Raw genomic sequence first — 18737 nt, 5'->3', positions numbered from 1 at the left:
CGCCGGCCTGCGCCAGCCGCGCGAGGGCGTCGGTGACCGGGGCGAGCGGGCGGGGAAGCGCCGCCAGCCCGCGCGCGATCCGGTCGATGAGGAGGCGGTCGCCGCGGGCCGCCGCCACGCGGATGAACTCGGCGGCGACGAGCGAGAGCCACAGCAGGCGGCCGTCGGCGACCGCCTCGTCCCACAGTGCGGCGGCCAGTCGCGCCGCGGCCTTCCTCTGGCGTCGGGCCTCCAGCAGGGCGACCCGGACGCGGCCGGCCTCCGGGAAACCGAACAGGTCGGGCTGCCCCATCGCCGTGAAGCGGTCGAGCCGGGCCTCGGCTGCGGCGTGGTCACCGCGGTGTACGTCGATCATGGCCAGTGACGAGAACGCCAGCGACGTCCAACCCAGCTCCATGCGGTCGGACAGCTCCAGCGCGGACTCGAACTGCGCGGCGGCGTCGTCCAAGCGTCCCGCGGCGAGGTCGACCCCCGCGGCCGCGAACTGCGAGTACGGATCGGCCCACTGGCCTCCGCCGGCCGGGTCGCCCTTGGCGAGCAGATCCGCGGCGAGCAGGGGGCCGCGGGCGTGGAGCTCGATGATCGGCGGCCAGACCTCCGCCGTGCCTCCCGCGTTCCAATGCATCCCGCCGGCCTGCGGCTCACCGGCGGCCAACAGTGCCCACTCGAGTGCCGCGACAGGCCTGCCCGCCGTCATCAGCCGGATCGCAGTGGTCAGCGCGCGGGTGGATGACACGTGCTCGGTGGTGCCCGCTGTCGACGAGGCGACAGGCCCGGCATCGGGGAGGCCTGCCAGCGCGCGCGCCCAGTCGGCAAGGTCGGCAAGGCGGCCTGCGGCCGGTGGAGGCAGCGGCCGCCGAAGCGCAGACCCGATCTCCGCGAGGGTCGCCCGCACATCACCGAGCGTCAACGAGGTGAAGATGATCAGGCCGCGCAGTGCCACCGCGATCTCGTCGTCCTCTGCCGTCTGCAGGGCGCCGCGGGCGAGGTCGCCGGCCTTGCGCAGCTGCCCGGATCCGGCCAGCGCCCGTGCCCGCGCCAGAGTCAGCGATTCCACGTTCTCGGGCATGGCCACGGCGACGGACTCGAGGAGATCTGCGGCCACCGAGGGCATCGCGGTCAGCTCTACGCCGGCGCCCTCCAGGACGCGGGCGACCCGCTGGGGGCCGGCCCCCGCCGCGACCAGGTGATGCGAGATCGTCGTCGCGGGCGCACCGATCCGCTCCAGCCGGGCCGCGCAGGCTTCGTGCAGCACAGCGCGCAATACCTCCGGTATCCGCCTGTACACCGTCTCCGCGTAGAGGTCGTGGCGGAAATGCAGGCGGTCATCCGCGCCGAAACGGATCATGCCGGTCTCCACAGCGGCCTGCACCGGCTCGACCATCGACACGGGGCTCTCGTCGGCCAGTGCCGCGAGCTCGGACAGGACCGTCGGCGCGCCCCACACCGCGAGCCGTTGGACGACGTCGCGGGTGGCGCCCGTCAAATGCGTCAGCTGCGACTCGATGATCTCGCCGAGGGCGGGCGCGGCCGGCGTGGGCATCCCGGCTCGGACATCGGTCACACCGCCGGACTCGACGAGATCGTCGTCGAGGGCCAACTGCTCCAACATCGCCAGCACATGCATCGGGTGACCGCAGGCGCCGTCGAGCATGGCCCGCAGCCCCGGCCCCGGCGCGGTTCCGAGAGTGCTGCGCGCGATCTGCGCCACGTCCTCCGACGCCAAGGGCCGCAGCGCCAGTTCGTACACGTCCGGGTAGCGGGCCAGCCTGCGCAGCTGCTCGCGGGCCGGGAGCGTGCGATGCGCGACGAGGAGGGTCAGCGGCAGCGCCCGGGCTGCGGCGGCGAACACGTTGAGCAGGGCGAGGGTCGCCGCGTCGCAGTGGTGGACGTCGTCGAGGGCCAGGACCACCGGGCGGGCCGCGCACAGCGCATCGACCCGCGCGAGCAGGATCTCGTCGGCGTCGGGCGGAACCGGATTGCCGAGCGGCATCCCCAGGGTGCGGGCGAGCACCTCGTACGGGTAACGGTGCGAAAGCTCGTCGGCCGTGCCCCGAAGCACGTGGACGCCTGCGGCCTCTGCGATGACCGGGGCGAGAACGGAGTCCAGCGTGAAGGTCTTGCCGATTCCCGGTGCGCCCGTGACGACGAACGTGCGCGATTCCGGGGAGGAGCCCGGCCCCTCCGTGACCGCGCGGCGCAAGGCGGCGGAAAAGTCTTCCACGGCAGAAGATCTGGTCAGAGATTCCACAACACACCACACAAGGCCTGGCGCATGATCGGCAGCCTACCCGACGTGTGTCCCCCCGTTGCCTCGTCCGGCGCGAGCGCCGCGCGTCGACGACGGGATGCCGGGCGCGGTCGCTGCAGGCGTCGTGCCGGTGTTCGGGCGTGCGACGAGGTGCACCGGCGGCTGGCCCGTGATCAGCGGCGCCACTGAGGTGAGGTCGCACCGCGGCGACGCCGGGAGCAGCGGCCGCGGTGGGGCCGACAACCAGGTCACGCACGACCGACGTCGACGGACGTGCGCCGGAGCAGGACGACGGCCACGAGCCCCGCGACGCACGGGAGCAGGCCCGCCCAGCCGAGCAGCGGCGGCAGTCCGACGTCGCCGGAGGTGTCCGTGACGACGAGACCGGCGATCGCGAGGCTCGTCGCGGCGCCCCACGCTGCGGCGCACGCCCATCGTGCCCAGCGCTTGCCGGTGCGGACGGCGCGAATCGCGCCGAGCCAGCACGCGACGCCCACGCCGCCGAGGGCGGTGAGCAGCACGAGGTAGGTGTGCGCTGCGGCGTCGATCTGCGTTGGTGAATACGCGGGGTATCCGGATCGGAGATGCCCGGCGAGACTCGTCGGGCCGCCTGCGCGGTCAGCGTAGGCGACGACGACGGCGAGGACGGACAGGATCAGGCCGGCATACATCGCCCTGAGAGCGTGGCGCTGCGGGCGCGCTGCAGGTTTCACGGGGTTCCCATCGTTGTACGGCGTGACGTGTGGACGCGGCAGGCGCGGCCGAGGGGGCGGTGCGCGCCGTATCGGCGTCGCGCCGGTGCCGGGCAGCACCAAGACTGCGATCGCGGCGGCCACCGCCAGCAGCGCCGCGCAGAGCGTCAGGCCGAAGGCGAAGCCGTCGGTGAGCGACGCCGGGGTGACGACAGCCCCGGTGCGCGCCGCGGCCGCCGTGCCCAGCACGGCCAAACCCAGGGCCGCGCCGATCTGGCGAGAGCTGTTGAGCAGGCTGGACGCGGTACCCGCCTCGCCGTCCGTGACGCCGGCGGTCGCGGCGGAGGCGACCGGCCCCAGACACAGCCCGATTCCGAGGCTTGCCACCAGCGACGGGCCCAGCACATCGGTGAGGAACGCGCCGCCGGGGTCGATGCTTCCGAACCAGGCGAAGCCGGCGGCCGCCAGCAGTGCGCCGCCGGCCATCAGGGCCCGGGGCTGGAGTCGGTGGCCGACTCGGATGGTGACGGCGGAACCGGCGATCACACCGAGGCCGAAGGGGAGGATCTCCAGCCCCGTGACCGCCGCTCCGGTGCCGAGCCCCCGCTGCAGGTACAGCGACACGAAGTAGAAGCCCGACACGATGGCGGCGCCGATGAGCAGGTTGAATGCGTTTGCGCTTGCCACCGGACGGTGGGCAAGCAGGCCGAGGCGCACCAGCGGCTCGCGGGTGGTGCGCTTTTCCATCACGGCGAATGCGGTGAGCAGCACAGCAGCGCCGGAAAGGGCGGCGACGGTGAGGGGCGAGGCCCAACCTCTATCGCCGCTGACGACGATGCCGTACACGAGCAGGCTCGTCCCGCCCGTCGCCAGCACCGCCCCGGCGATATCGATACGCCCCGCCGGGGCGGCGGGACGGTCGTCGGCGAGGGCCCGTAACACCAGGGCAACCGCAATGGCGGCCATCGCGGTATTGACGAACATCACCGCGCGCCAGCCCAGGAACTCGGTGACAACGCCGCCGATGAGTACACCGAACGCGCCGCCGGCGGCGTTCACAGCGCTCCACACCCCGAATGCCCGGGTGCGCGTGCGCCCCCGCGGGAAGGTCGTCGTCAGGATCGACAACGCGGCCGGCGCGAGCGCGGCTGCGCCGGCGCCCTGCACGGCCCGGGCCGCCACCAGTCCTGCGGCGTGCTGGGCGAGGCCGCCGGCGAAGCACGCGAGACCGAACACCGCGAGTCCCGTCAGTACGACCCGGCGACGGCCGAACCGGTCCGCCGCCTTGCCACCGAGAAGGAGCAGCCCGCCGAACGTCAGCGCGTAGGCGTCGATCACCCACGTCACCCCGGTCCCGCGGAAGCCGAGGCCGTCGGCGATCTGCGGAAGCGCGACGTTGACCACCGACAGGTCCAGGGACACCAGGAACTGCACGACGGCCACCGCTGCGAGGACCATTCCCGGCCGTGCGTCGGAACGGAGGCGCGGGTGGGCGGGCTCGGGGGGTGCGTGGAGGGACATGACTATTCAGCGACGGGTGGGAGACGGGCCGGACACGGGCGTGTGTCCGGTGCCGACGGGCGGGGTGATGGTGACGAGGTCGGCGGGCTCCACGACGGAGAGCCGGTGCCACCGCCCGCGCGGGACGAGGAACGCCTCACCGGCCACCACGGTGGAGGAGTTCTCGCTGTCCGCACCGTCGCCGCTGTGCAGGTGCACCCGCACCGCGCCGGACCGCACGTAGAGCACCTCCTCCCCGTCGGGGTGGCGTTCCCACACGTCGGGGTGCACCGCGCTGTCGTCCTCGGCGCGGAAGGCCGCCACTATCCGCTCGCCTGCCGCGGCGCCGTCGGCCATGTGCTCACGCGGCGCCACCACCGCGTCGCCGCCCGGCCTAAGTCGGATCATCTCGCTGTGCAGGTCCAGAGGCTGGCTTGTATTTACGAACATGTTCCGAAAGTACCATCGGCGGACACGAGTGTCGAAGGGTTCCGGTGGTTCGGCGGCGCCCGCGGAACGAAGGGGATACTGGTCGGATGACCGACCCCCACGCATCGCGCCGCCGTGTCGGGCGCCCTCCGGTCACCTCCCGCGTCGAGATCCTCGCGGCAGCCCGCCGCCTCATCGACCGTGACGGTTGGGACAGGCTGACCATGCGCAGGCTGGCGTCGGAACTCGGTATCGGACCGACGACGCTGTATCACCACGTGCGAGACCGCGAGGAGCTGCTGCTGCTTCTGATCGACGAATACGCGTCCGGGATACCGCGACCGCCGCTGCCCGCTTCACCGCGCGAACGCATCACCGTCGCCGCGGCCACTCTGCACGATGCGCTGGCGGCGTGGCCGTGGGCGGCAGAGATCCTCACCTCGGATGGCTTCGTCGGATTGCTCGGCGAGCGCGCGCTGTGGACCGTGGAGACCATCGTCGCCGGAGCCATCGATCACGGCTGTACGCCAGATCAGGCGGTCCACGTTTTCCGACACCTCTGGTATCACGCCGTCGGAGAGATCCTCGTCCGCGCGCACACCACCCGGCGTCCGGCTTCCGCCGGCGCCCCGACGAGGCGCGGCGCGTTCTTCGGCGACCTCGACGCCTCCCGGCTTCCGCAGCTGACCGCCCTCGGCGACCGATGGCCGGCGCTGGCGGCGCAGGACACCTATCGCATCGCACTCGCGGCGATCGTCGACGGGCTGCTCGCGCAGGGCGCTCCGGGGCCGTCGGCGTCATGACCTGGGCCGCGGACCGCGGCTCACGTCGCTGATCGTCCGTTCTGTTCCTACAGGCGCGGTGGGGTCGCATCCTGCGGCGGAGGCGTGTCCGCGGCGCCCATCGCCTGTGCGATGCCGTGAGCCGTTGCCGCGACGCATGTGACGTTCGAACTTCGAGCGCGATGGCGGCCGCGGCGCCCGTGACCGAGGTGTGACGGGTGGGACCAGTGTGGTCACTGTTCGGCAACACTTGTGCTCCCCGTAACAGCACTGCGATAGCCTGCGATGGTGCTCATGGGGAGAGGGTGAACTTTCTTCGTCGCCGGTAGTGCGCACGGCTGAGGGCGTGCGCACGTGGCACCTGAGCCGCCTATTGCAATTCCGATCAACGAGGTCTTTCCATGAGTCGCAGCAAGTCGAGCCGTCTGAGGAGGTTCGTGGTCGGGTCGGCCGCGGCCGCCCTGACCGCGGGGGTCATGCCCGTCGCCCTCGGGGGTGCCGTCGCCAACGCGGCCGAGGCCGCGCATGTCGATATGGACCAGAGCCACAAGGTCGGCGCGCAGGAGTACCAGCTCGAGGTCTACTCGCCGTCCATGCAGCGCAACATCGAGCTCAAGGTGCTGTCCCCGGCGAACACCGACGTCCCCACCCCGGTGCTGTATCTGCTCAACGGCGCGGGCGGCGGCGAGGATTCGGCCAACTGGACCGACCAGAGCGACGTCGACGCGTTCTTCCAGGACAAGCAGACCTACGTCGTCATCCCGCAGGAAGGCGCGTTCAGCTACTACACCGATTGGCAGCGGCCGGACCCCGCGCTGGCCAAGAACCTGGGCAACAACGGCATCAACATGTGGGAGACGTTCCTGACCAAGGAGCTGCCCCCGGTGATGGACGCGTTCCTGCCCAACGCCAGCGGCAAGAACGGCCTGGCCGGCATCTCCATGTCCGGCAGTTCGGTGCTGGACCTGGCCATCCAGGCGCCCGAGCTGTACTCGGCGGTCGGCGCCTACAGCGGTTGCGCCATGACGTCCGACCCGGTGGGCAGCAGCTTCGTCAACCTGGTCACCGCGGCGGGCGGGGCCAACTCGGCCAACATGTGGGGCCCCGTCGGCGGCCCCGAGTGGGTGGAGCACGACCCGTACGTCAACGCCGCCAAGCTGCCGCGCATCCCGATCTTCATCTCGTCGGGCAGCGGCCTGCCGGGCGTGCACGACCAGCTGAACGACCCTCGCATCGGCGGCAACGTGGGCAAGCTGGCCGGGCAGATGATCACCGGCGGTGCCATCGAGGCCGCCACCAGCGCGTGCACGCACATGCTGCAGCTGCGCACCGACTCACTGGGCATGGACAACATCCACTACGACTTCCCCGTCGGCGGCACCCACTCGTGGGGCTACTGGCAGGACGACCTGCACCAGTCGTGGCCCATGCTGGCCGCGGGCATGGGGGTCCAGTAAGGGCGTCCACCACGGACGACGGCGCGGCCCCGGCATTCTGGAGATGCCGGGGCCGCGCGTTTTCTTGTCCCGGCGCCGGTAGCGGCCGGGTCGGGGAGGTCTTAGGAGAAGACCTCGGGGAGCGCGTTGATCGCCAGGACCAGGTCCATCGAGCCTGAGATGCCCTTGCCGACGGCCAGGGAGGGGCTCATGGAACCGACGAGGCCGCCGAGCGGGTCGGCCATTTCTTCGAGGGACGAGAAGATCTCCATGGTGTCTCCTTAGAGTGCTGTGGTCGTGTAGGGGGGTCTACGCGGTGATCAGATGCCGGCGAGGCTGCCGAGCAGAACCACCGAGCCGGCCGCGGCGGCCGGGATCGCGATGGAGAGATTGAGCGCGCCCTGGATGCCGCCGCCTGCCGCGACGGAGCCGTCGACGACGTCCTGCACGGCCTTGATCTGATCGACAACGTTGTCGGGGAGCATGGTTCCTCCTAGTCGTGGTGTGCGGCCGCCCTACGGCCGCACCTGTTGCGCCACCGCCTGCCGCTCGGCGTCCGGGCGGCAGCGTGCTCAGGCTCGGTCACACGGATGCCGACGCGGTGGCAATGCAAGGGTAAATGCAGCATGCTGAACGCTTGGTTACCGGGCGGTAAAACCTGGGAAAACCTGGTAACCGCGCAGGTCGCAGCTGCGGTAGTGGGCATTGTGTGGTGAACGGCACAGTGGCGTGCCGGGTGCGAAGGGTCCGCTTGCCCGTGGGGCCCGCCGCGGCCGGCCGTCTACTGAGCGGGCGCGTCCGGGGCGGTGGTCCCGAGGTCGGCGCTCAGCGTGGACGCGGTGTCGATGACGTTGACGAGCTGCTTGATGGTCTCGAACGCGGTAGACAGGGTCGTGCTCACAGTTCCTCCTCATTGCCTGAACTTCGGACAACGGGAAGGTTAGCCAATCCTAAGACTTTATGGCGAATCGGGTGATGGGCATCACTCGGATTTGTGCGGTATGCACCCCTATGGCGCGGTTGCGACATGCAACGACCCCGCACCGGGGGGATGGTGCGGGGTCGTGTGCGGCGCGAAGGCCGCAGACCAGCAGCCCGGGGTGGGGGTTCCCCGGGCTGCTGGGGTCTAATTGCCGGACTCGGTGTGCTCCTATGCGCCGGGGACGTACGGGTCAGGCGTGGATGAGGCGAAACCGCCATTGAACAGCAGAAACAAGCCGAGTGATGCTGCAGCGCCGCCGATGACGCCTGCGGCAGCTGAGATGATGCCCGAAACTGCCTTGAGCTGACCGGCAAGAACTGGATCCATGGGTACTCCTCGTGTCGGAAGTGAAGCGGCGACCGATTGCCGACCACCGGGGGCCACCAACTGGGGTGGCGCGAATGCTGATTACTGCGGTGCGAAAGCCTTGAATGCACCGTCGATGGCGAGCGCAAGTCCGATAGCGCCGGCAACGCCGCCGAGTACGCCTGCGAGGGCGCCCATGGTGGCGATGGAGCCGCCGTTCTTGTCGCCGATGCTCCCGAGCAGCTCCGGGTCGGTGATCGAACCCTCGAGTGAACCTGCCATGACAATCTCCTTGCTGAGTGCGTGTGTGTGGCCAGCCCCGACTGGCCATGTGCGTGATTGGCGTCACTAGTACAGAGCCGGGCGATGACAATCACAACACTAGTCTCACTCATCGGTATTGGATTGTGAGTGACATCTCGCGTTGTCAGCTATGGCTACTTTCCAGTAACCGCGATGCCGCGCGGACGGGCGTACTCCCAGCGTCTAGGCTGTTTCGCGTGGCTGCACATTTTGACGTCGTCGTCCTCGGAGCAGGCCCCGGAGGCTATGTCGCCGCGATCCGCGCGGCACAGCTCGGGCTGAGCACCGCCATCATCGAAGAGAAGTACTGGGGCGGTGTATGCCTGAACGTCGGCTGCATCCCCTCCAAGGCGCTCCTCCGCAACGCGGAGTTGGCGCACCTGTTCAACAAGGAGGCCAAGACCTTCGGCATCAGCGGCGAGGTGAGCTTCGACTTCGGGGCCGCCTTCGACCGCAGCCGCACGGTGGCGGACGGGCGCACCAAGGGCGTCCACTTCCTGATGAAGAAGAACAAGATCACCGAATTCGAGGGCCGCGGCACCTTCACGGACGCGAAGACCATCGAGGTGGCGCTGACGAACGGCGGCAGCGAGACCGTCACGGCGGAGAACGTCATCCTCGCCACCGGCTCCACCACCAAGCTGCTGCCCGGCACCCGGCTCAGCGACAACGTCGTCACCTACGAACAGCAGATCATGACGCGTGAGCTGCCGGAATCGCTGGTGATCGTCGGCGCCGGCGCCATTGGCATGGAATTCGGTTACGTCTACGCCAACTACGGCGTCAACGTGACCATCGTCGAATTCCTCGACCGCGCCCTGCCCAACGAGGACCCGGCCGTCTCCAAGGAGATCACCAAGGCCTACAAGAAGCTCGGCGTCAAGCTGATGACCGGCGCCGCCGTCAAGAGCATCAACGACCGCGGCCACCAGGTCACCGTCGAGGTCGCCGACAACCAGACGGGCAACACCGAGACGCTCGTGGTCGACAAGGTGCTGCAGTCCGTCGGATTCGGGCCCAACGTGGAGGGCTTCGGCCTGGAGAACACGGGCGTGGCGCTCACCGGCCGCGGCGCCATCGACGTGGACGAGTACATGCGCACCAACGTGCCCGGCGTCTACGCCATCGGCGACGTCACCGCCAAGCTCATGCTGGCCCACGTGGCCGAGGCGATGGGCGTCGTCGCGGCCGAGGTCATCGGCGGCCACGAGACGCTGCCCCTGGGCGACTACCGCATGATGCCGCGCGCCACGTTCTGCCAGCCGCAGGTGGCCAGCTTCGGACTCACCGAGGAACAGGCCAAGGCCGAAGGCCACGACGTGAAGGTCACCAACTTCCCGTTCATGGCCAACGGCAAGGCCCACGGTCTGGGCGACGCGACCGGCTTCATCAAGCTCGTCGCCGACTCCGCCCACGGCGAGCTGCTGGGCGGGCACCTCATCGGGCCCGACGTCTCCGAACTGCTGCCCGAGCTCACACTGGCACAGAAGTGGGACCTCACCGCCGAGGAGATCGCGCGCAACGTGCACACGCACCCCACGCTCTCCGAGGTGATCAAGGAGGCCGCGCACGGCATCTCCGGGCAGATGATCAACTTCTGACGCGTCAGACGAACGCGGCGTCCGCGCGGCGTGCCGGTGGCAGTGATGTGCACCGGCACGCCGCGCGGTGCGTTGCGGCGGGCGGAGTGCCCTCAAAGCACGCCGGAGCGCCTAGGCTTCAGAAGTAGGGGAGGACGTCCGCTGCAAGTGCGGGCTCGGCACCGTGGGGGACGGCGATCATCTCCGCGCGCAGGGGCTCCGGCACGTCGTGCAGGAACGTCTCGACCAGGTCGAACGCGTCGGACCGGCCGGCGGCGGCGTTCGCGGCCCGCCGGGCCGCACCCGACCCGGCCGCCCCCGGCCACTGCGCGGGCGTCTCGCCGGGCACCGGGATCATGGCGTTGAGCAACACGATCCGGCCCACGGTTCCATTGCTGCCGACCATCGGCGCCGTGAACCCGCCCAGCGACTGCGCGACCAGCACCACGTCCCGTCGGTCACCGATCGCATCGTCGACGATGGCCGCGTACTCCGGCAGCCCCAGCGCCGGATCGTCGCCCGGAAGCTCGACGGGGACCGCGTCGTGGCCGTGCGCCGCGAGCTCCGCCGCCACCTCGCGCCAGTGCACCTCGGCCGCCCCGCCGGCGCCGGGGATCAGGATGAACGTCGCCATGCCAACTCCGCTCCGTCGTGCCTGCTGTCCTGCAAACCGGGCCGGGCGGCGGAAGTCATCGCCGGGGGCGCCGACGACCAAGTGTTTTTTGCCCGAATCCGCGGCCGGAGCGACAAAATCTGCTTGGTCGGCGCGGCCAGACCCGGCCCGCCACAGGCGGCGCGCCCCGCCTCAGGACGCGTCGAGGCTCCCCAGATATGCAGCGAAATCGGCGATGGCCTGCGGGTTCTGCGGCCCCTCGGTGAGCTGCGGGTAGGTGAGCGCATAGAAGTTGCCCTCGCGCACCGCGGTGGTGGTCGACATCAGCGGGTGGTTGCGCAGGAACTCCTCCTTGGCGTCCACCGTCGTGTTGCCGTAGTCGTTGATGAGGATCACCTCCGGGTCGCGGTCGGCGGCCGCCGCGAAGCTGACCGACGTCCAGCTGTCGTCGAGCTCACCGAAGATGTTGACGCCCCCGGCGCGGGTGATCACGTCGTTCGCCGCGGCGTTGGCGCCCACGGTGAGCGGCTGGTCGGTGCCCCCGTCGTAGAGGAACACCCGCGGTGCGGGCTCGTCGGCCGGGATCGTCGCCTGCGCGTCGGCGATGGTCTGCTTGTAGCCGTCGACGAGGTCGCGTGCCCGGTCCTCGACGCCGAAGATCCGCCCCAGGTTGGTGATGTCGGTGTAGAGGGCCTCGATCGGGTCCATGATGCCGCGGGCCGAACTCTCCCCCTGGCGGCAGGATTCGGTGAGCACGTAGCTGGCGATACCGACGTTCTCCAAGGACTGCGGGGTGACACCGCTTGTGTCGGTGAAGCCGTAGTTCCACCCGGCGAACACCAGGTCGGCGTCCGCGCCCTGCACGAGCTCCTTGTTGATCTTGGTGCCCAGCCGCGGCGTGGCGGCGAACTCGTCGTTCCACGGCGACACTGCGCTGTTGTCCACCTTCGCGTCGCTGAGGATGTACCCGGCCATGCGGTCCTCGAGCCCCAGCGCGAACATCATTTCGGTCATGTTGATGTCGTTGACCACCACGCGCTCCGGAGGGGCGTCGAAAGTCTTCTCCACCCCGCAGTTGGTGACGGTGACGGGGTACCCGGCGGCGGCCGCGGCCGGGGTGTCCTGGACCTGTGCGCCGCAGCCGGAGAGCAGAACGGCGGCCGCGGCGAGGGCGGCCGCCGGCAGGAAGCAGGTGAGGCAGCGTCGGAAGTTCATGCGGGCGTGGTCTCCTCCACGGTGGGGACGGCGCCCGGAAAGGCGTCGTCGCAGGCAGTGTCGTCGTAGGCGGTATCGGGCGAGTAGAGCAGTTGCGGGGCGCCGGTCTCCGGGTGCTCGACCACGTGCGCGGCCACGCCGAACACGGCGCGCACCAGTGGGGGTGTCACCACCTGGCGCGGGGTGCCGGAGGCGACGATGGCGCCCTCGTCGAGCACGTAGATGCGGTCGCAGAACATTGCGGCGAGGTTGAGATCGTGCAACGCCGTCACCACGGTGATCCCCAGTTCGCGGACTCTGCGCAGCACGTCGATCTGGTGCTTGACGTCCAGATGGTTGGTGGGCTCGTCGAGGATGAGCACCTGCGGCTGCTGCGCAAGGGCGCGGGCGATCAGCACGCGCTGGCGTTCCCCGCCGGACAGCTCGAGGAACGACCGTCCTGACAGGTGTTCGGCGCCCGCGGTGTGCAGCGCGCCCGCGATGACCTGCCGGGCGTCCGCCGCGTCGCGGCCCAGCAGGCCGGTGTGCGGCAGGCGGCCGGTGGCCACCACCTCGTCGACGGTGAACCCGAACTCCACGCTGGACTGCTGGCTCAGGGCGGCCAGGCGCAGCGCGCTCTGCTTCATCGTCATGCCCCGCAGGTCGGCGTCGCCCAGCAGGATCCGGCCCGCTGTGGGGCGCAGCGCCCGGTAGGTGCACTTGAGGATCGTCGACTTGCCGCTGCCGTTGGGGCCGACCAGGCCGACCACTTCACCGTCGTGCGCCGCCAGGCCGACGTCCCGCACCAGGGTCTTCGTCGAGGCCTCCACGGTGAGGCCCTCGATGGTCAGATCCATGCGGTGGTCCTTCCGGGGTGGGGGTGGCGATGCGGCGGTGAAGGGGCGATGCGGTGCGCGTGGGCGATGGGGTTCGCGGCTGCCCGGATCATGCGCTGCCGAAGGTGTAGCGGCGCGCGCGCATGAGCAGGATGAACGTGGGCACGCCGACGAAGGCGGTGATGGCGCCGATGGGCAGCTCCGCGGGGGCGACGACGGTGCGGCTGAACACGTCCGCCCACACCATGAACACCGCACCGAGTACCGGCGCCACCGCGAGGACCCGCCTGTGGTCCGCCCCGACGAGCATGCGCGTCACGTGGGGTACCACGAGCCCGACGAAACCGATCGCCCCCACGATGGCGACCAGCGTGCCGGTCATCGCCGCGCACACCACGAACAGGTAGACGCGGAAGCGCTGGGCGTTCAGGCCGAGTCCGCTCGCCACATCGTCGCCCATGACCAGCGCATTGAGCTTGGGAGACCACACCGCCAGCAGCAGGCCTCCGCACACCGTGACTCCGGCCGCTATCGGCAACGAGGACCAGCGGGCCGACGCCAGGCTGCCCAACAGCCAGAACATCACCGACTTGGCGTCCTCCCCACGCGGCGACACGAAGATCATCACGGTGGTGATCGCCGAGAACCCGTACGCCATGGCGGTGCCGGTGAGCACCAACCGCAACGGTGACAGGCCCTGGCTGGTGCGGGCGGCGACGTACACGAGGACTGTTGCGACGAGCGCGCCCGCGAATGCGGCGAACGAGATGGCGGCGGCCCCCAGCGCGGCGAGCGTGCCGAACAGAATCACCGAGGTGGCGCCGACGGCAGCGCCGGAGGATATGCCCAGGACGAACGGGTCGGCGAGCGCATTGCGCACCATCGCCTGCACTGCCACGCCCACCATCGACAGCCCCGCGCCGACCACGATCGCCAGAAGCACCCGGGGCAGCCGGGTGTCCGCGATGATGCGGTAGCGGGTGACGTCGTCGGCCGCGATGATGTCCCCGGTGACGTAGGCGTGGAGGTAGTGCAGGGTGTCAGACCAGCTGATCGGCACCGTGCCCATGCCCACCGCCGCCACCGCCGACGCCGCGAGCACCACGGTGAGGGCGACCACCCACGCCGCCGTGCGCACCGCAGGGGCCGTGGTGCCGTGCGCCGCGCCGCGGCGGCGCGCAGGTGGGGGTGCTGTGTCCAGCATCGTCGGTGTCCTCGCCTGGTCCAGGCGCGAGGGCACGGGGCGACGCGCCGGCGCACAGTGCTGCCGGCGAGGCGGACCCGGGCGTGCTCCTCGACGCCGTCGGTCACCGCACGCGGTATCCGCGCGGTGTGCTGGCAGGTCTTCGGACTCACGGGCGTGTGCTGATGCACGGCCTAGTGGTCGTCGCTTCCCGGGGGGCATCACGCCGGACGCGTGTGCGCTCCCAGTGCCGTTGACGACGGTCGTTCCCGTATACCGCTGCGGGCCAGTTCCGGATTCACACCGGATTCCCTCTTGCCCCTCCCGGCTGTCGGAGCCTTCCGTACCGGGAGGACCAGCAATGCTGCGAATGCTAGCAGCCGGGCTCCGGTGGCATGCGAGGGGCGCAAGCCCGACGCGCGGCCGGATGCGCGGTCGGACGAAGGGGCCCGATCAGCGTGCGCGTTCCTCGGCGGCCAGGACCTCTGCGGTGTCCAGGGCGCCGGTGACGATGCTGCGGGCGATGTCGGTCAAGCGGGTCTGGCGGGCGCGGCCGTAGTCGCGCAACACCGCGAAGGTCTCGTCGATGGGCAGGTCCCCGGCGTGGGCGAGCACGCCCTTGGCCTGCTCGATGATCACGCGGTTGTTGAGTGCCGTCTGGAGCTGCTCTGTGAGCACCTCCCCGTGCCGGATGGCCCGCTCGGACAGGATCCCGATCGTGGCGGTCTCCGCCAGCGCCCGGGCCACATGCCGATCCGCCTCGGACAGCACCCCTGGGGTCGTGCCGAACAGGTTCAGTGCCCCGATGGTCTGGTCACGCAGCCGCAGCGGCACGGTGTGCACGCTGACGTACCCGACACTGAGCGCTTCGGGGGTGAATGTCGGCCACCGGTCGGCCGTCGCCGCCAGGTCCGCCACCGACACCGTCTGTCCGGTGCGGAAGCAATCCATACACGGTCCCTCGTTGACCTGCAGCTGGAACAACTCGACCAGCTCGGTGCGCTCGGCCGACGACGCCACCAGTTGCAGGCTTCCGCGCTGGTCGGCGAGTAGCAGCCCGGCCTCGGCGGCGCCGAGCAACTCGACGCAGTATTCGGTGAGCCGGTGCAAAAGTTCGACGGTGTCGAAATCGGCGACCAGGGTGTCGGCCATGTCGACGAACGCGTCGACGAGGCGCGACTCCCGGTGCTGCGATGAGGAGATGTCCATGACGGTTCCTGACGTTGACGATCGACGGCGGACGGGGGTGCGGGGTGCGGGGCGTGTCACGGTGTGATGGCCCCCGGCGGCAGTCGTCCGGTGGTGATGTCGGCGGCGACGTCGGCGATGCCGGTGCCGGTGGCGAAGGCGTGCCCGCGCAGGCGTGCCATCGCCTCGTCGACGGGAATGCTGTGCGCGGACACGAGCATGCCGACGGCCTGGTGGACCACCGCCCGCGGCAACGGCACCTCTTCGAACGCCCCACCACTCGATGTTATGGCCAGCAGGGCCGTGGTGGCCAGGTCGACCAGCCGCAGAGTCGTGGACAGATCGCCTGGCGCCAACCAGCCGGGGCTGCGCCGGTACAGGCTCATCGTGCCCACGATCGCGGCGCCGCTGTGCAGAGGAAACGCGAAGACCGCGCCCACGGGGCGCCGGCCGATCTCGGCGGCGAACACCGGCCACCCGCGCGCGGCGTCGGCGGCCAGGTCCGCCACCAGCACGGGGCGGCGTTCGGTGAGCGCTTCGATCGCGGGACCCTCGCCGAGCGTGTCGTGTATCGACTCGATCGCCGCCGCGGTCTCATCGCTGGCGTACAGGACCTCGCGCATGCCGCCGACCTCCTCGCCGCCGGCGGCGGCGATCGATGCGCCGTCCACGGGCAGCAGACGTGCGCATGCGTCGCACACCACCGCGAGCGGCCCGGCCACGCCGGCACCGGTGCGCAGCTCGGCGACCATCGCCGCGCGGACGTCCGCAACCCCCTCGCGGTCCACGCCGGATTCATCGTCGGGGCGCGGGAAGGTCACCACGGGCACGCACGCGTGGCCGGCGAGCCTGTGTGCATCAGCAGTCTCCATCCGGCCGGGGCGAATGTGCGTGGCCGCCGCACTCCGGGACCACGACCGCCGTAGGTCGACGCTACCGGAGCAGCGGCCGGGGCGTGCGCAACGCCTGTCCGCGACAGCCGCGACTTCCGCATCACCGAGTCATGAGCCGACATCACCGAGTCATGGGCCGACATCACCGAGTCCTGAGCCGACGGTGCGCGGAGTCCGCGGGCCGGGCGTGATCATCGTTGCCCGGTGCCTCCACGTCCGCCAGCACCGAAAAGCTGCTTGAGCATGCGGAAAGGCAACGTGATCACGTTGATGATCGTGTCGAGAACGGCGCTGAGAGCGCCTCCTCCTCGACGGGCGGGTCCAGGCATCGCGTCAGCCTTCTTTCGATCGGTTTCGTCGGTGCCGAACGGGTACCCGCGAGCGCCCGGAATACGCGCGCCGACAGCGGGGCGTTCACCGTGACGCTTCCTCGGACCGGCGGTGGGCCCGAGGCGATCACCGGGCGTCGTCGCGGTCCCAGTAGCCCGGCACGGTCACCGGCACAGGGAAGGTCATCGGGGGCATGCCGGCGAACTGGAACGTCGCGTCGACGCTGGTGCCGGGACGATGCTCACCCGGGAGCGTGATGGGGTCGATATCGATCCGCGACATGCTTTCGAGGACGGTGCCGGCCGGCGCGCTGCACGTGCTGTTCACCGGCTGCACCGGGACTCCGGCGGCGGGCAAACCGGTGGTGTCGACGTCGGCTATCTGCCGGGCGGTGGGCGTGGTGATCGAGCCGCGGGCGCACAGCAGTGCGGAACCGCCGGCGATGGAGACCGGAATGCCGTTGATTTCGATCTTCTCCAACCGGTAATCGGCGGCGGGGCTCGCATTGGCGGCATTGAACACCAGGTGGAAGGGATTGAGGTGGTCCACGGCCTGCTCCGTGGCCAATAGCAGCTGCACGTTGCTCAGCGTGATGGCGTCGTTGACCATCCGCTTGGTGATCCCCTGTGCGGCCGAGTCCTGGCCGATGCCGACCTCGTCGCCGAACTCTGGCTGAGTCTGCGTGATCTGCCCTGCGCTGCATGCCGAAAGACCGACTACAGCCGCACCGGCAAGCGCGGCGAGCGCGGTGGGCCTGAATCGGCTCCGGTGGCTGCGGCGGCGGCGAATCAGCGCGCGTCTCATCGGACGGTCCTCCCGGTGGTCGTGACGTCCCCGCCCGCGGTGAGCCGACTGACCTGGCTGATCACACCCGGGCGAGCTGTCATGATTCCGATGCTACGGATGCTACGGAGAAATGTAGCCGGAATCGGGCCGTTGTACACCACCGTGGGCGCCGCGCCGCGTCAGACGGTGGGATCGCCGTTCCACAGCCTTTCCGTGACGTTCTGCAGCGAGACCAGCGCCACCGGGTCGCTGCTGCGCAGGAACGTGGGGCCGCTGACGATGGCGCGCACCGTGGAACCGTCCCAGTGCACGAGGTCGACGATGGTGCCGGTGCGCTCGCGCAGGTATTCGGTCATCAGCGGGGGTGCTTCTGCGGCGGCCGCGTCGCGGAATATGGAGCCGGACTTGCAGCTGGTCAACCAGTTGCGGCCGTACCCGAGCATGTCTTCCGCGGCCGGGTTGGCGTAGATGATGTCGCCGCAATCGTGCACTGAAAGCAAGGGAATATGCAGGCGTTCCAGCAGTGTCAGGCTGGGCAGCGACTCGAGGAATCCGACCGGGGAGGTCGGCCGTGGGCGTCGCCGTTCAGAAGCCGTCATCATGCACGGACCCCCATCTCCCGACCGTGGCCGAATGTGGCCTTCACGATAGCGCATATGCAGAGGTTCCGCTCAGGGGATGAATATCGTCGCGAAATGCTATTCAATGGATGAGGTGCGTGCCGGCCGTCGTCGGCGCACACCCGATTCTACTGCTGTGCCGCAGTGCGCGACACGTCCTGAAGGGATGGGCGCATGGAGTTCATCGCATCGGCCGACGCGATTTCCGCCGGACCCGGCTTCGCGTGCGAGGAGCGGCCGCCGCGGGTGTCCTACGCCGACGAGGAGGGCGGCTGCACCGTCGTCGCGGCCGCTCCGTCCGCGGAGCCCGGGCTGTGGCACGCGTACCTGAGCGGGGCCCGGGAGAGCTACCGGCGCTTCGGCGTCGAGCGGGCTCTGGGGCTCGACGGCATGCGCGACGGTCGCACCACCGCCGTGTTCTTCGTCGCGGTCGACCCGTCCGGCACCGTGGTCGGCGGCGTGCGCGCGGTGGGACCGTTCCGGCGGGCCGAGGATTCGCACGCGCTCGTGGAGTGGGCCGGGCAGTCTGGGCTGGACGAGGTGCGGGCGATGATCTCGGCGCGCCTTCCGGGCGGCGTCGCGGAGATGAAGGGCGCGTGGGCCGGCCGCGGCGCGGGACGCGTGGCCACCACCCTGGCCCGGGTGGCCGTGCACACGATGGACCTGCTGGGCGTGCGCTTCGTCATGGCCACCTCCGCCGCTTACGTGGCTCTTCAGCTCTTAGAGTGCGTTGATGCGTGCGGCGAGTTGGCCGGAGTGCAGTAGTGATCGCAAGATGTAGTGGTCGAGGTTGCGGAAGCCTTGAGCGATGCCGTGTAGGTGTTCCAGGCGGC

General features: G+C 70.2%; 20 protein-coding genes and 1 riboswitch. Of the genes, 4 read left to right on the top strand and 16 right to left on the bottom strand.

The genetic code is table 11. From position 1 onward, the window contains the following. The 3 genes from JJ683_RS16830 to JJ683_RS16820 form a co-directional block, all read right to left on the bottom strand. Positions 1-2224, bottom strand: a 2224-nt coding sequence (locus JJ683_RS16830; RefSeq protein WP_200175810.1) for an AAA family ATPase, incomplete at its 3' end; no start/stop codon positions are given. Positions 2225-2499: 275 nt separating this feature from the next. Then, a complete protein-coding gene (locus JJ683_RS16825) occupies positions 2500-4464 on the bottom strand; it encodes an MFS transporter (protein ID WP_200175808.1) in 1965 nt (654 codons plus the stop codon). A gap of 6 nt (positions 4465-4470) precedes the next feature. Continuing rightward, positions 4471-4893, bottom strand: coding sequence for a cupin domain-containing protein (locus JJ683_RS16820; RefSeq protein WP_200175806.1), 423 nt, complete (start codon positions 4891-4893; stop codon positions 4471-4473). An 86-nt stretch (positions 4894-4979) separates the two neighbouring features. Here JJ683_RS16820 and JJ683_RS16815 point away from each other — a divergent pair, with 86 nt between their 5' ends. Together JJ683_RS16815 and JJ683_RS16810 are read left to right on the top strand one after the other, a co-directional pair. Beyond that, positions 4980-5675: a TetR/AcrR family transcriptional regulator gene (locus JJ683_RS16815; protein WP_200175803.1), complete on the top strand. Its 696-nt coding sequence runs from the start codon at positions 4980-4982 to the stop codon at positions 5673-5675. Between the two features lie 380 nt (positions 5676-6055). Next, positions 6056-7111 (top strand): alpha/beta hydrolase, encoded by a 1056-nt coding sequence (locus JJ683_RS16810; RefSeq protein ID WP_200175801.1) that lies wholly within the window; start codon positions 6056-6058, stop codon positions 7109-7111. Between the two features lie 101 nt (positions 7112-7212). Here the strand turns inward: JJ683_RS16810 and JJ683_RS16805 are convergent, their stop codons facing one another. The 4 genes from JJ683_RS16805 to JJ683_RS16790 all read right to left on the bottom strand — a co-directional run bounded on the left by JJ683_RS16805 (position 7213) and on the right by JJ683_RS16790 (position 8660). Next, entirely contained in the window at positions 7213-7362 is a 150-nt protein-coding gene (locus JJ683_RS16805; protein WP_200175800.1) for a hypothetical protein, read from the bottom strand. Between the two features lie 48 nt (positions 7363-7410). Further along, positions 7411-7575, bottom strand: a complete 165-nt coding sequence (locus JJ683_RS16800) for a hypothetical protein (protein ID WP_200175797.1) — start codon at positions 7573-7575, stop codon at positions 7411-7413. A gap of 665 nt (positions 7576-8240) precedes the next feature. Beyond that, positions 8241-8399 carry a hypothetical protein gene (locus JJ683_RS16795; RefSeq protein ID WP_200175795.1) on the bottom strand — a complete coding sequence of 53 codons (159 nt, stop codon included), beginning with the start codon at positions 8397-8399 and terminating at the stop codon, positions 8241-8243. An 81-nt stretch (positions 8400-8480) separates the two neighbouring features. Then, on the bottom strand, positions 8481-8660 hold the full coding sequence (locus JJ683_RS16790; protein WP_200175794.1) for a hypothetical protein: 180 nt from the start codon (positions 8658-8660) through the stop codon (positions 8481-8483). A gap of 218 nt (positions 8661-8878) precedes the next feature. On the opposite strand from JJ683_RS16790, the gene lpdA reads away from it, so the two are divergent. Then, positions 8879-10282 (top strand): dihydrolipoyl dehydrogenase, encoded by a 1404-nt coding sequence (gene lpdA / locus JJ683_RS16785; RefSeq protein ID WP_200175793.1) that lies wholly within the window; start codon positions 8879-8881, stop codon positions 10280-10282. Positions 10283-10400: 118 nt separating this feature from the next. Here the strand turns inward: lpdA and JJ683_RS16780 are convergent, their stop codons facing one another. From JJ683_RS16780 to JJ683_RS16745, 9 genes are all read right to left on the bottom strand, one after another. Then, on the bottom strand, positions 10401-10895 hold the full coding sequence (locus JJ683_RS16780) for an alpha/beta fold hydrolase (protein WP_200175792.1): 495 nt from the start codon (positions 10893-10895) through the stop codon (positions 10401-10403). 171 nt (positions 10896-11066) lie between these two features. Further along, on the bottom strand, positions 11067-12089 hold the full coding sequence (locus tag JJ683_RS16775; RefSeq protein WP_200175791.1) for an ABC transporter substrate-binding protein: 1023 nt from the start codon (positions 12087-12089) through the stop codon (positions 11067-11069). Further along, a complete protein-coding gene (locus JJ683_RS16770; RefSeq protein WP_200175790.1) occupies positions 12086-12925 on the bottom strand; it encodes an ABC transporter ATP-binding protein in 840 nt (279 codons plus the stop codon). Before JJ683_RS16770 ends, JJ683_RS16775 begins: the two co-directional genes overlap by 4 nt. 88 nt (positions 12926-13013) lie before the next feature. Then, on the bottom strand, positions 13014-14108 hold the full coding sequence (locus tag JJ683_RS16765; RefSeq protein WP_200175788.1) for a FecCD family ABC transporter permease: 1095 nt from the start codon (positions 14106-14108) through the stop codon (positions 13014-13016). Positions 14109-14224: 116 nt separating this feature from the next. Beyond that, positions 14225-14462, bottom strand: a riboswitch (cobalamin riboswitch). A 78-nt stretch (positions 14463-14540) separates the two neighbouring features. Beyond that, the gene (locus JJ683_RS16760) at positions 14541-15296 is read right to left on the bottom strand and encodes a GAF and ANTAR domain-containing protein (RefSeq protein WP_200175786.1); all 756 of its coding nucleotides are present in this window, start codon (positions 15294-15296) and stop codon (positions 14541-14543) included. 56 nt (positions 15297-15352) lie between these two features. After that, positions 15353-16147, bottom strand: coding sequence for a GAF and ANTAR domain-containing protein (locus JJ683_RS16755; protein WP_200175785.1), 795 nt, complete (start codon positions 16145-16147; stop codon positions 15353-15355). Between the two features lie 212 nt (positions 16148-16359). Beyond that, positions 16360-16497 carry a hypothetical protein gene (locus JJ683_RS19855; protein ID WP_504739235.1) on the bottom strand — a complete coding sequence of 46 codons (138 nt, stop codon included), beginning with the start codon at positions 16495-16497 and terminating at the stop codon, positions 16360-16362. 127 nt (positions 16498-16624) lie between these two features. Continuing rightward, a complete protein-coding gene (locus JJ683_RS16750) occupies positions 16625-17302 on the bottom strand; it encodes a hypothetical protein (protein WP_200175784.1) in 678 nt (225 codons plus the stop codon). Positions 17303-17463: 161 nt separating this feature from the next. After that, positions 17464-17886 carry a PAS domain S-box protein gene (locus JJ683_RS16745; RefSeq protein ID WP_242474805.1) on the bottom strand — a complete coding sequence of 141 codons (423 nt, stop codon included), beginning with the start codon at positions 17884-17886 and terminating at the stop codon, positions 17464-17466. 192 nt (positions 17887-18078) lie between these two features. Here JJ683_RS16745 and JJ683_RS16740 point away from each other — a divergent pair, with 192 nt between their 5' ends. Next, the gene (locus JJ683_RS16740) at positions 18079-18669 is read left to right on the top strand and encodes a hypothetical protein (RefSeq protein WP_200175783.1); all 591 of its coding nucleotides are present in this window, start codon (positions 18079-18081) and stop codon (positions 18667-18669) included. Positions 18670-18737 lie beyond the last annotated feature (68 nt).

This window comes from Tomitella cavernea, from assembly GCF_016599145.1.
Classification (GTDB): domain Bacteria; phylum Actinomycetota; class Actinomycetes; order Mycobacteriales; family Mycobacteriaceae; genus Tomitella; species Tomitella cavernae.
This window is presented reverse-complemented; position numbering and strand designations above follow the sequence as displayed.